At 64.4% G+C, this 12,280-nt stretch carries 11 protein-coding genes and 1 riboswitch; of the genes, 6 read left to right on the plus strand and 5 right to left on the minus strand.

The window, feature by feature from the left end:
- From GSQ89_RS14400 to nirB, 4 genes are all read right to left on the minus strand, one after another.
- Positions 1-249: CoA transferase (locus tag GSQ89_RS14400; protein WP_174254866.1), on the minus strand; the 249-nt coding region annotated here is incomplete at its 3' end.
- 259 nt (positions 250-508) lie between these two features.
- Positions 509-1,318, minus strand: a complete 810-nt coding sequence (gene nirC / locus GSQ89_RS14405) for a nitrite transporter NirC (RefSeq protein WP_158926298.1) — start codon at positions 1,316-1,318, stop codon at positions 509-511.
- A gap of 41 nt (positions 1,319-1,359) precedes the next feature.
- Positions 1,360-1,686 (minus strand): nitrite reductase small subunit NirD, encoded by a 327-nt coding sequence (nirD, locus tag GSQ89_RS14410; protein WP_158926300.1) that lies wholly within the window; start codon positions 1,684-1,686, stop codon positions 1,360-1,362.
- 2 nt (positions 1,687-1,688) lie between these two features.
- Positions 1,689-4,151 carry a nitrite reductase large subunit NirB gene (nirB, locus tag GSQ89_RS14415; protein WP_174254867.1) on the minus strand — a complete coding sequence of 821 codons (2,463 nt, stop codon included), beginning with the start codon at positions 4,149-4,151 and terminating at the stop codon, positions 1,689-1,691.
- Between the two features lie 403 nt (positions 4,152-4,554).
- Here nirB and GSQ89_RS14420 point away from each other — a divergent pair, with 403 nt between their 5' ends.
- Genes GSQ89_RS14420 through GSQ89_RS14430 form a run of 3 tightly spaced genes read left to right on the plus strand, consistent with a single transcriptional unit; the run spans position 4,555 to position 6,726 of the window.
- Entirely contained in the window at positions 4,555-5,163 is a 609-nt protein-coding gene (locus GSQ89_RS14420) for a nuclear transport factor 2 family protein (RefSeq protein ID WP_158926302.1), read from the plus strand.
- Positions 5,164-5,165: 2 nt separating this feature from the next.
- Positions 5,166-5,969 (plus strand): sugar phosphate isomerase/epimerase, encoded by an 804-nt coding sequence (locus GSQ89_RS14425; protein ID WP_158926304.1) that lies wholly within the window; start codon positions 5,166-5,168, stop codon positions 5,967-5,969.
- Between the two features lie 16 nt (positions 5,970-5,985).
- A complete protein-coding gene (locus tag GSQ89_RS14430; protein WP_158926306.1) occupies positions 5,986-6,726 on the plus strand; it encodes an SDR family NAD(P)-dependent oxidoreductase in 741 nt (246 codons plus the stop codon).
- A 28-nt stretch (positions 6,727-6,754) separates the two neighbouring features.
- Here GSQ89_RS14430 and GSQ89_RS14435 read toward each other — a convergent pair whose 3' ends face one another.
- Positions 6,755-7,147: a DUF805 domain-containing protein gene (locus GSQ89_RS14435; protein ID WP_158926308.1), complete on the minus strand. Its 393-nt coding sequence runs from the start codon at positions 7,145-7,147 to the stop codon at positions 6,755-6,757.
- Positions 7,148-7,455: 308 nt separating this feature from the next.
- Positions 7,456-7,561, plus strand: a riboswitch (glycine riboswitch).
- A gap of 50 nt (positions 7,562-7,611) precedes the next feature.
- On the opposite strand from GSQ89_RS14435, the gene gcvT reads away from it, so the two are divergent.
- Genes gcvT through gcvP form a run of 3 tightly spaced genes read left to right on the plus strand, consistent with a single transcriptional unit; the run spans position 7,612 to position 12,033 of the window.
- Entirely contained in the window at positions 7,612-8,769 is a 1,158-nt protein-coding gene (gene gcvT, locus GSQ89_RS14440) for a glycine cleavage system aminomethyltransferase GcvT (RefSeq protein WP_254073207.1), read from the plus strand.
- 13 nt (positions 8,770-8,782) lie between these two features.
- Positions 8,783-9,169, plus strand: coding sequence for a glycine cleavage system protein GcvH (gene gcvH, locus GSQ89_RS14445; protein ID WP_158926311.1), 387 nt, complete (start codon positions 8,783-8,785; stop codon positions 9,167-9,169).
- Positions 9,170-9,171: 2 nt separating this feature from the next.
- Entirely contained in the window at positions 9,172-12,033 is a 2,862-nt protein-coding gene (gene gcvP, locus GSQ89_RS14450; protein WP_158926313.1) for an aminomethyl-transferring glycine dehydrogenase, read from the plus strand.
- Positions 12,034-12,280: the final 247 nt, after the last annotated feature.

The following is a 12,280-nucleotide window of genomic DNA, read 5'->3' on the forward strand; positions in this document are numbered from 1 at the left end:
GTGCTTCAGATCGAGCGCCAGGCTGCGCTTGTTGCGGTTCACCGCCATGAACTGGCCGGTCATGCCGCGGTTGCGGAACTGACCGGAATGGCGCCAGGTGTCCCCGGTCAGGCTCTCGATCTTGATGACCTCGGCGCCCCAGTCGCCCAGTGTCTGGGTGCCGAACGGGCCGAACAGCACGCTGGTCAGGTCGAGGATGCGGTAGCCTTTCAGCGGCCCGGCTGGATGGCCCTTCGCGGGTTCGGTCATTGTGGTTCGGTCCCTTGGTCGGTTCCGCCCCAGAGTAAGCAAAGTGATGGGATGTGGCGACAGGGCGGGCGGGTCTGGGCGATCCGCCGGATTGGCATAGCTGCCTGCCACGCCGCGATGCGGGGGATGGGGCCTGCCGGCTAAAGGCGCCTGTCATGGTGGGCGAAGGCCTGCCATCCATGGCTTTCCGAGACCAGCACAGCAAGTCGTGGATGGCAGCCCTTCGCCCACCATGACGATGAGAGCTGGCGACGCCGGATCAGGCGTTTGCTTCGCCTTCCGCCAGCACCGGCACTGCGGACGCGGCGGCCGGCTGCGACACATACCAGTAAGCCACGCCCATGAACCCAGCGCCGCTGGCGATGTTGCCCAGGGTGACCCAGACCAGATTGTGAACCATGCCGGTGATGCTGATCGTATCGGGGTGATTGCCGATCAGCGCCAGCGTCAGAAGCGTCATGTTGGCCACACTGTGCTCATAGCCGCAGGCGATGAACGCGAACAGGCACCAGAAAATGGCGATGCATTTCGCCGAGTCGCTGGTCATGCGCGCCGCCATCCACAGCGCCAGGCACACCAGCCAGTTGCACAGCACCGCTCGGGCGAACAGCGCCGCCGCGGGGGCAGCCATCTTCGCGGCGGCCATATCGAACAGGAACGTGCTCTTGCCGAACAGCAACGCGCCTCCACCGGCCTGCGCGAACAGCAGCGCCAACAAGACCGACCCGACCAGATTGCCCAGCCAGGACATGACCCACACACCGGCGAGGTCCCGCCAGCCGGTGCGGCCTGTCAACGATCCCTGCGTCATGTACATCGTCAGACCGGTGAACAGGTCCGATCCGGCAAACACCACCAGCGTCAGCGCGATGCCGAATGACGTGCCCATCACCAGCTTGCGCCACGCCGGATCGATTTCATTCCCCAAGGTGAAGATCAGGATGATGCCCAGGCCGACATAGGCGCCGGCCATCATCGCGCTGACGAAAAAACCCGCCGGCCGCTGCCGCAGAAGTTGTGCCTTGGCAACGGCGATGTCGGCGAATCGTTCGATGGTTTCATTGTACATGGCGCTGACTCATTCCGTGGCTAGAAGGGGTGGCACGCGATCTACCGGGTCGGCGACAGCCAGATCTCGCCGTCGATCACCCGCACGGGCAATTTCGGCGTGCAGCCGATATCGGGCGCCACGGCTTCGCCGCTTTCCAAATCGATCACCCAGCTATGCAGCGGGCAGGCAATCTGATGGCCATGCACAATTCCCTCGGACAGCGGCCCCTGCTTGTGCGGGCAGCGGTTCAGCACCGCGAACACGCTGTCGTCACGGCAACGGAACAGCGCGATGTCGCCTTTCGTGGCGGGCAGCACACGGGCACCCAGCGGAACGATATCATCCAGCCGGCAGACGCGGACCCAGTCCGTGGCGGTAGCGATCATCGTCAGCCCAGTACCGCCAGCGGGGTGAATTCATGCGCATCGACACCGCGCTTGCCGCGTTCCGCCCAGGGATCGTCCTGCAGGTAGCTTTGGGCAACGCGGAAGCGCTGCTGCAGGGCTTGGCGGCCGGCCTCGTCCTCGACGATACGTTTGCGCACGTACTCGATGCCGACCCGCTCGATCCATGGCGCCGTGCGGTCCAGGTAGCGGGCTTCCTCCCGATAAAGCTGCATGAACGCCGCGGCGTATTCCAGCACTTCGGCCTCGGTCGCCACGTGGCACAGTTTGTCGGTGCCGCGCAGTTCGATGCCGCCATTGCCACCCACCAGCAAATCGAAGCCGGATTCGACGCAGATCACGCCGAAATCCTTGATCGATGCCTCGGCGCAATTACGAGGACAACCGGAAACGCCCATCTTGAACTTGTGCGGCGTCCAGTTGCCCCAGGTCAGCCGCTCCAGCATCTTCCCCAACGTCGTGGAATCCTGAGTGCCGAACCGGCACCATTCCAGACCGACACATGTCTTGACGGTGCGCAGCGATTTTCCGTACGCGTGCCCCGACACCAACCCCGCGTCGCTCAACGCGCTCCAGACCGCCGGCAGATCCTGCTTTTTGATGCCGTAGAGACCCAGGCGCTGACCGCCGGTGATCTTCACCTCCGCGACGTTATACCGCGTGGCGACAGCAGCGATGGCGGCCAGCTCGCCGGGCGTCGCGGTGCCGCCCCACAGCCGCGGAATCACCGAGTAAGTACCATCTTTCTGGATGTTGGCGTGCATTCGCTCGTTGACGAACCGCGACCGGCTGTCGTCCTGGTATTCCCCCGGCCACGCACACAACAGGTAGTAATTCAACGCCGGCCGGCAGGATGCGCAGCCATCAGCGTTGCGCCAGCCCATCTTTGCCCGCACCGCGTCCTGGGTCTTCAACCCCTGGGCGACGATCGCCGACCGCACCTCCTCATGCGTGCGGTCGGTACACTTACAGACCGTCGGGATGGCCGGACCGCTGACCTCGATCCCCAGCGTATCGGCCAGGATCTGGCGCACCAGCGGCGCGCAGGTGCCGCAGGACGCGGACGCCTTGGTATGAGCCTTCACCGCGTCATAGGTCGTCAGGCCCTTCGCCTTGATTATCTCGACGATGGTGCCCTTGCAGACCCCGTTGCAGCCGCAGACCTGCATATCGTCGGGCATCGCCGCGACATCCAGCGCCGCCGGACCACCTGCCGCCTGGGTCACCGCCTGACCTAGAATCATCCGGTCCGCGAAGTCGGAGACATCGGTCTGCCGGCGGATCAAATCGAAATACCAGGCCCCGTCGTTGACATCGCCGTACAGCACGGTCCCGACGACCTTGCCGTCACGCATCACCAGCTTGCGATAGGCGCCACGGCGCGCGTCGCGCAGCACGACTTCGTCCTCGTCTTCACCCGCCGCCAACTGTCCGGCCGAGTAAACATCGATCCCGGTGATTTTCAGCCGTGTCGCGGTGGCCTGCGCCGCGTACGACAATGTTTCGCCACCCGCCAGATGATGTGCGCAGACACGAGCCATGTCCCAGATCGGGGCGACGAGTCCAACGACCTGGCCACGATGTTCGGCGCATTCGCCGATCGCGAAGATATCGGGGTCCGAGGTGCTCATGTTGTCGTTCACGACAATGCCGCGATTGACCTCCAGCCCGGCGGCGCGGGCGAGGTCGGTTTCCGGGCGAATGCCGATGGCAACGACCACCAGGTCGGCCGGTGCCTCCCGCCCATCCGCCAGGCGAACGCCGGTGACACGCTCCGTTCCGGTGACTTCCTCGGTCTGGCCGTTGGTGAAAAACGCAATGCCGCGTTCGGTCAGATCGCGCTGCAGCAGGCGGCCGGCGGTCTCATCCAACTGCCGTTCCATCAGCGTCGGCATCAGGTGGATGACCGCAACCTCCATGCCCCGCCGCTTCAATCCCCATGCCGCCTCCAGCCCCAACAACCCCCCACCGATCACCGCCGCTCGGCGATACCGGCTGGAGGCATCGATCATGGTGTCGACATCCTTGATGTCGCGGAATGCGCAGACACCCGGCAGGTTCAGGCCAGGGATCGGTGGCACGATCGGCTTGGAGCCGGTGGCCAGCAACAACCGATCGTAGCCGACAGTCAGCCCGCTGCGTGCCGTCACCGTCCGGGCAACCGCATCGATCGCCATGACCGCATCGCCGGCGTGCAGCACGATGTTGTTCTCGTCATACCAGGACCGAGGATTGATAACGATGTCGTCGACCTGTTTTTCGCCCGCCAGAACCGATGACAGCATGATGCGGTCGTAGTTGACGTGCGGTTCGGCGCCAAAGACGGTGACGTCGTACCGCGCCGGATCGAGCTTCAGCAGTTCTTCGACGGTTCTCATCCCCGCCATGCCGTTGCCGATGACAACCAGGCGTTCCCGGCTGGTCGCTGATTCAAGTGGCAGCATCATTCACCATGATTGCAATGCTGCATCGGCGCTGATGCACGCGGAGTTTCAGGACCATGGCGTCCCGGCGCCCAAACGGCGGCCCGGTGTCACCCCTATCCGACGCCATTGCCGGTACAGGGTGACAAGCGCGTTAAGGCGCGGTCGTGGAACTTTCAAGCAAATCCCATGCCATCGACAGGAATCGTAATTTCCTGCCCAAAATCGCGCAATAACGAGTGCCCATACGACGGATCGGTCGAAAATGATCAAATAATGTGCGGTGTCACCTATTAGTTGGGCAGTTATCGCGGCTGCCTCCACCGCCCAAAACGAGAATGACGGCTGGTCGGCACCGCCGATCGGTCAGTGTTCGTGGCCATCAGGGTGCGCTAGGTTCCCGCGATCAAACCACCAAGGGCACCCCATGACGGACAACAGCGACCCCGTATCCGACCGCCGCGAAATCCGCGACCTTCTGGAAAACTGGGTCGTCTGGCGCGATGCCGGCCATTGGGACCGCTTCCGCACCGTCTGGCACGACGACGGAGTCATGATGGCGACCTGGTTCCAGGGCACCGCCGACGAATTCATCCGGGTCAGCAAGGAAGGCTGGGAAAAAGGCGTCAGCATCCTGCATTTCCTCGGCGGCATCTCGATTGATCTCACGCAAAACCGAGCGGTGTCGCAGACCAAGATGACGATCTCCCAGCGCGGCGATGTGGAGGGCGTTCAGTGCGACATCGTCTGCACCGGCCGCTTCTACGACTTCCTGGAAAAGCGCGACGGGCGCTGGGGCATGGTGCTTCGGCAGCCGATCTACGAGAAAGACACAATGGTCCCCGTCAGCCCCTCGGCGAGGCTGGAACTGGACCCCAACCTGCTCATTCGCTTCCCCGTCGGATACCGTCATCTCGCGTATATCCAGACCCGCATCGGCTACACGGTAAAGCCCGACATGCCCGGCCTGAAAGGCCCCGAGGTCGAAGCTTTGTATGCGCGCGGCGCCAATTGGCTGGCCGGCGGCAGCCTGTAACGATGCTGTCGCTCGCACACCTGACCGTCCTCGACGCCCATCCGCTCGAACTGATCGATGCCGCCCTCGCCGGTGGTTTCGATGCGCTCGGTCTTCGCATCGTCGCGCCCATGCCGACCGACACGATCGTCCCGGTGATCGGCGACGAACCGCTGATCCGGTCGATCGAGGAACGCCTCGATGCCACCGGCCGCCGCATCTTCGATATCGAGGCGGTGTGGCTAATGCCGCACACCGATGTCGCCGCCTTGGAACCCGCCCTGGCCCTCGGCAGCCGGCTGGGTGCGAAACATCTGCTCGTCGTCGGCAACGACCCCGACGATGGCAGGCTGGCAGCCAATTTTTCCCAGCTTTGCGACCTCGCCGGCGGTTACGGCATTGGAGTCGCCCTGGAACCCATTCCCTACGTCCAACTAGCAACGCCGTCCCAGGGTCTGGCCCTGCTGGAAAAAACCCGCAAACCGAACGCAAAGCTGCTGATCGACGCACTGCATCTCTATCGATCCGGTGCCAACCCCGCCGACCTGGCCGCGATCGATCCGTCCTTGTTCCCCTACATCCACCTCTGCGACGCCACCGCAACGCCGCCGCCGCCCGAGGGCCTGCGCCCCGAAGGCCGCGGCGGCCGCTTCTACCCCGGTGAGGGCGAATTGCCGCTGGCAAGGTTCCTGCGCGCCTTCCCCGCCAACATTCCCATCGGCATCGAGGCACCCTGTGCCCGCTACGCCCATCTATCTGTGCTTGAACGCGCCCGCATCTGCGGCGCCGCCACGCGCGCGCTGCTCAGCGGAATCCGCGCGGTCTGAATAAGGAACCAGCATCATGTCCCTCGGTATCGAAGGCCACACCGCCATCGTCACGGGCGGCGCCCGGGGTATCGGCCTCGGCATCGCCCAGCGCCTGGCGAAAGAGGGCGCCCAGGTCATCCTCTGGGACCTCGACTTCGCCCCGTTCGATCCGGCAACGGCGGGTTTCCACCCGGTCCGAACCGATATCGTCGATGTCACCGACCTGGGCGCGATCCAGACGGCCGTCGCCGCGGCCATGGCTCAAACCGGCCGAATCGACATCCTGGTGAACAATGCCGGCATCAACGGGCCGATCCACGATGTGGTCGATTTGCCGGTGGATGTCTGGACCAGGATCCTGACGACCGACCTCACCAGCGTGTTCCTGTGCTGCCGGACGATCGTGCCGCACATGGTGGCGCGGGGATACGGGCGCATCGTCAACATCGCCTCGATCGCCGGCAAGGAGGGCAATGCCCGCGGCGCCGCTTACTCCGCCGCGAAAGCCGGCGTCATCGGCTTCACCAAGTCGCTGGCCAAGGAACTGGTGGAGACCGGCGTGCTGGTCAACGCCGTCGCGCCGGCGATCGCGGAGACCGATCTGTTCGCGCAGATGACGCCGGAGCACATCGCCACGATGAAGGCCAAAATCCCGATGAACCGGTTCGTGCGGATCCCGGAAATCGCGGCAACCGCCGTCTGGGCGGCGAGCCCCGAGTGCAGTTTCACCACCGGCTTCACTTACGATGTAACAGGTGGCCGAGCGACGTATTGACGGCGGCACCCCGTTCTTGGATCGGCGATCAGGCCGTCATGCCGCGCAGGGCATTGCTGCCGGGCGGTCCCAGCATGTCGGGGCCATAACGGTTCGGCCCCTGGTTGCCGGGGATGAACATGATGGCGATGGCGAAAAGCCAGCCGACATACGGGATAAGGGTGATGAGCATCGCCCAGCCGGTCCAACCGAAATCCCGGCAGCGCTGTGACCCCAGCGCCCAACCGGCGACCGCGGCTGGTATGCTGACCAGGCCGCCGACAATGAACCCGGCGTAGCTGTTGCTGGCATACGCCATCGCGCCGATGACGCACCACACCAGGACGATGATCGCGAAAACGAGCAATGACGCCAGGATATAGGATTTTCGGTTACGCCGGCCGCTGAAAGAAAACAAATCTTCCGTCACTGGCTTCGACATGGTCCGCCCCTGTTGGTTAATTTCAGCGTTGACGAATCGCCCTGTTTGTGAGCCTTGCATCCCGTTGATTTCGATGTCAACAGGAATTTGACTGCATAATAGTTATCGTTTCTAGCTGCCTCGGACCGGTGTCGTCGCGAATGCGTGACCGATCCGAACGGCTGGTCGAAACCACTTGGCAGCCGCCCCGGAACGCGTGCATTGTCGGCTCGTCCCAGGCACCCGCCGCGGGAGAGCAGCGGGCTACGCCCCGCCGCCGAAGGCGCAACCGGCCCCCGGAAACGCTCAGGCAAAAAGGACCGCGACGGGCAGGGATCTCTGGAAAGCCGAACCGCGCGCCAGCGAGGGGTTCGCACCGACGGAGTAAGGGGTCACACCCCCGAATCTCTCAGGTACCGTGACAGAGGGGGGTCATCGCCGCCGGCATCCCGCCGGTGGATGGCCCTGTCGCGGAGACTGCAAGCTTGGCTCAAAACGCCCCACCAGACGATGCCACACCCCTGCGTACCGTTCCCCTCGACCAATGGCATCGCCGTCACGGCGCCCGCATGGTGCCGTTCGCCGGCTATGCCATGCCGGTGCAATACGACATGACCGGCGACCTTGCGGCACGCTGCCGGGGCGGCGTGCTGGCCGAACATCTGCACACACGCGCCCATGCGGGATTGTTCGATGTGTCGCATATGGGCCAGGCCATCCTTGCCGGAACGGATGTGGTGACCGCACTGGAACGGCTGGTCCCCGGCGATATCGCCGGGCTGAAGCCGAACCGCCAGCGCTACACCCTGTTGACCAATGAAGCCGGCGGCATCATCGACGACCTGATGGTCGCCCGCCTGGACGAGGACCGGCTGTTCCTCGTGGTCAACGCAAGCCGCAAGGATGTCGACTTTTCCCACATTGCGGCCAATCTGCCGGACCATCTTACGCTGACTGCTCAACAAGACCGGGCACTGCTGGCCTTGCAGGGTCCGGAGGCTGTAGCCGTCATGGCGCGCCTGTCGCCGGACGCCGCCGCTTTGCCGTTCATGGGGATCGCTGCGGTCAGTCTGGGCGGCATCGATTGCCTGGTGTCCCGCTCCGGCTACACCGGAGAGGACGGGTTCGAGATATCCGTCCCCGCCGAACAGGCGGAGGCACTGGCCGACAAACTGATCGCCTATCCCGAAGTCGTTCCGATCGGTCTGGGTGCCCGCGATTCGCTGCGGCTGGAAGCCGGTCTCTGCCTTTACGGCAACGACATCGATGAACTGACCAGCCCGATCGAGGCCGGCCTGACCTGGGTCGTCGGCAAGCGCCGCAAGCTGGACTGGGATTTTCCCGGCGGCCTGCTGATGCGCGACCAGCTCGACAACGGCGTTACGCGCCGCCGCGTCGGCATCCGCCCGGATGGGCGAGCCCCCGCGCGCGCCCTGACCACCATCGTGGCGGACGATGGAACCGCGGCGGGCACCATCACCTCCGGCGGTTTCGGTCCCAGCGTGAACGGGCCGATCGCGATGGGCTATGTCCGCCGCGATCTTGCCGCCGACGGCACCAGACTGAACCTGATCGTGCGTGGCAAGACGATTCCCGCGACGGTCGTGCCAATGCCATTCACCCCCCACCGCTACACCCGCTGAGAAGGAACGTTCCATGGCCAATAAGAACGCGGATAAACGTTACACCAAAGACCACGAATGGGTCGTGCTGGACGGCGATATCGCCACGGTCGGCATCACCGACCACGCGCAGGAGCAGCTTGGCGATCTGGTCCATGTCGAACTGCCGGAACCGGAGCGCATGGTGGCGGAAGCCGAAGCCTGCGCCGTCGTCGAGAGCGTGAAGGCGGCATCCGACGTCTATGCGCCGCTGGCCGGCAAGATCGTCGAGATCAACGAAACGATCGTCGAGGATCCCTCCATCGTGAACAGCGACGCGGAAGGGGAAGGCTGGTTCTTCCGCCTTGAACTGGACGATCCCGACTCGTTCGAGGCGCTGATGGATCAGGACGCCTACGACGAATTCCTGGAGACGCTGTAAGCATGGACGTTCTGACCGAGTTGGCTGAACTTGAGGAAAACGACGGCTTCGTCCGCCGCCATATCGGCCCGTCGGAGGCCGAACTGACGGCCATGCTGCATGCGGTCGGGGCGGCGACGCTGGATGATGTCGCCGGCAAGACTGTGCCGAATTCGATCCGGTCCAACCTGGCGCTGAACCTGCCGCCGCCGATCGATGAGGCGGCGACCATCGCCGAACTGCGCGCGTTGGCGGCGAAGAACGCCGTGGTGAAAAGCCTGATCGGGATGGGCTATCACGGCACGGTCACCCCGCCGGTGATTCTTCGAAATGTGCTGGAAAATCCTGGCTGGTACACCGCCTATACGCCGTATCAGGCGGAGATCGCGCAGGGGCGCCTGGAAGCGCTCGTGAATTTCCAGACGATGATTTCCGAACTGACCGGCATGGAGATCGCCAACGCGTCGCTGCTGGATGAAGCCACCGCGGCGGCCGAGGCGATGGCGATGGCGCACGCGCTCAGCAAGATCAAATCCGATGTCCTGGCGGTTGCCAGCGACCTGCATCCGCAGACACTGGCGGTGCTGGCAACCAGAGCGAAACCACTGGGACTTATTTTGCAGCAGGTCGCGCCGGGCGATATCGCCGCCGTCGGTGCCGCCAGGCCGTTCGCGCTGTTGTTGCAATATCCCGGCACGACCGGCGCATTGCGGGATCTGTCGGGGGAGATCACCGCAGCGCACGCGATTGGCGCGCTCGCGATTGTCGCCACCGATCCGCTGGCGCTGGCGCTGTTGACTCCGCCGGGGGAGATGGGGGCCGACATCGTCGTTGGGTCGGCCCAACGTTTTGGCGTGCCGATGGGCTTCGGCGGTCCGCATGCCGGGTTTTTCGCCACGCGCGATGCGTTCAAGCGGGCGATGCCCGGGCGTCTGGTCGGCGTGTCGCTCGACGCGGCCGGGCATCCGGCGATGCGGCTGGCGCTGCAAACGCGGGAGCAGCATATCCGTCGCGAGAAAGCCACGTCCAACATCTGCACCGCACAAGTCCTGCTGGCGGTGATCGCCGGATTCTATGCCGTCTGGCACGGACCGGAGGGTCTGCGCCGCATTGCCCGCCGCGTATCGTTGCAGGCCAGGATGTTGGCTGACGTCGCGATTTGCGCCGGGCTGCGGGTGCGGCACGACTCATTCTTCGACACGATCGTGGTGGAAGGGGCGGACGATCTGATCGCCCGAGCGGCCGGTGCCGGCTACAATTTTCGACGGGTCGACGACACCGGCGTCGGGATCGCGCTGGATGAAACCGTTACGCGTGACGACCTGGTGGCGTTGGCGGGGTTGCTGGGTGCCAAACTGGATGGCGCGGTGGCGTCGATTCCGGCCGAGACGCTGCGCGGTTCGGTTTTCCTGCAACAGGCGATTTTCCGGCAGCATCACGCCGAACATGAGATGCTGCGCTATCTGAAACGACTGGAAGACAAGGATATCGCGCTGACCCGCAGCATGATCCCGCTGGGGTCCTGCACCATGAAGCTGAACGCCTCGGCTGAAATGATCGCGATTACGCTGCCGGGGTTCGCCGACATTCATCCGTTTGCACCTGCTGACCAGACCGTTGGGTATCTGACGCTCATTCGCCGGCTGGAAAACTGGCTGTGTGCCGCCACCGGGTTTGCCGCGGTGTCGTTGCAGCCGAATGCAGGCTCCCAAGGTGAATATGCCGGGCTGTTGGTGATCCGCGCGTGGCATGAGTCGCGGGGTGAGCAGCATCGCGATGTGTGCCTGATCCCGTCCTCGGCACATGGTACCAATCCAGCCAGTGCGGCGATGGCGGGGCTGAAGGTGGTGGTTGTCGGCTGCGATCGTGACGGCAACGTCGATCTGGCTGACCTGCGGGCGAAGGCGGCGGCGCACGCGGATCGGTTGGCCGCGCTGATGATTACCTATCCGTCGACGCATGGCGTGTTCGAGGCCGGTATTCGCGACATTTGCGGTGTGATCCACCAGCACGGCGGCCAGGTTTACATGGATGGTGCCAACATGAACGCGCAGGTGGGGCTGACGTCGCCGGCCTCGATCGGGGCCGATGTCTGCCATCTGAACCTGCACAAGACGTTCTGTATTCCGCATGGCGGCGGCGGGCCGGGCGTGGGGCCGATCGGCGTGGCGGCGCATCTGGTTGGGTTCCTGCCGAACCATCCGTTGCGGGCGGATGCGGGGCCGGCGGGCGGGATCGGGCCGGTTTCGGCCGCGCCGTTCGGCAGCGCGCTGATCCTGCCGATTCCCTATGCCTATATCCGCATGATGGGCGCGGCCGGATTGAAGCGCGCGACCGAGGTGGCGATTTTATCCGCCAACTACATCGCGGGCCGGCTGCGCGAGGCCTATCCGGTGCTGTATTCCGGTCCCGGCGGGATGGTCGCGCATGAATGCATCATCGACTGCCGCGGCTTTGCCAACGAGGCCGGCGTGCAGGTGGAGGATATCGCCAAGCGGCTGCAAGACTACGGCTACCACGCGCCCACCATGTCCTGGCCGGTCGCCGGCACGCTGATGATCGAGCCGACGGAGAGCGAATCGAAAGCCGAACTGGATCGGTTTTGCGACGCGATGATCGCGATCAGGGGAGAAATCGCCTCGATCGCCGCGGGCCGGCTGGATCGCGTCGACAACCCGTTGAAGCACGCCCCGCACACCGCCGCCGAAGTCATGGCGGACGTATGGACGCATGCGTATCCGCGCGGCCAGGCGGCGTTTCCGCTGCCCTGGGTGGCAGCGTCAAAATATTGGCCACCGGTCAAGCGGGTCGACAACGTCTATGGCGACCGGAACCTGATCTGCACCTGCGCACCGCTGGAGGCGTACGCCCAAGCGGCGGAGTAGCCGGACACCATCAATCCATCACTTGTGTCATGACCGGGCTCGGCCCGGTCACCCACGATGTTGCGGCACGTCAACACCGCGACGCGGCGTTTAGAGCATGATCGCGCTGGGCGGAACGTCCAGAGCGCGTGAATCATGCGATCAAACAAAGCGCTAGGCTCGGAACCCAATTATTTTCTTGCCCCGGCTCGGGCGGGTGGGATTCAAGCTCCTTAGCTGATGGGAGCAGGCCGATGGCCAACGAATT

The sequence above is a fragment of the Acidisphaera sp. S103 genome, from assembly GCF_009765975.1.
In the GTDB taxonomy this organism is placed as follows: Bacteria; Pseudomonadota; Alphaproteobacteria; order Acetobacterales; family Acetobacteraceae; genus Rhodopila.

Bases quoted from the DNA above. Each gene is read 5' to 3' on its own strand.
- gcvP (WP_158926313.1), top strand. From the start codon at position 9,172: ATGGACGTTCTGACCGAGTTGGCTGAACTTGAGGAAAACGACGGCTTC.
- nirB (WP_174254867.1), bottom strand. From the start codon at position 4,151: ATGATGCTGCCACTTGAATCAGCGACCAGCCGGGAACGCCTGGTTGTC.
- nirC (WP_158926298.1), bottom strand. From the start codon at position 1,318: ATGTACAATGAAACCATCGAACGATTCGCCGACATCGCCGTTGCCAAG.
- GSQ89_RS14435 (WP_158926308.1), bottom strand. From the start codon at position 7,147: ATGTCGAAGCCAGTGACGGAAGATTTGTTTTCTTTCAGCGGCCGGCGT.
- nirD (WP_158926300.1), bottom strand. From the start codon at position 1,686: ATGATCGCTACCGCCACGGACTGGGTCCGCGTCTGCCGGCTGGATGAT.
- GSQ89_RS14425 (WP_158926304.1), top strand. From the start codon at position 5,166: ATGCTGTCGCTCGCACACCTGACCGTCCTCGACGCCCATCCGCTCGAA.
- gcvH (WP_158926311.1), top strand. From the start codon at position 8,783: ATGGCCAATAAGAACGCGGATAAACGTTACACCAAAGACCACGAATGG.
- GSQ89_RS14430 (WP_158926306.1), top strand. From the start codon at position 5,986: ATGTCCCTCGGTATCGAAGGCCACACCGCCATCGTCACGGGCGGCGCC.
- GSQ89_RS14420 (WP_158926302.1), top strand. From the start codon at position 4,555: ATGACGGACAACAGCGACCCCGTATCCGACCGCCGCGAAATCCGCGAC.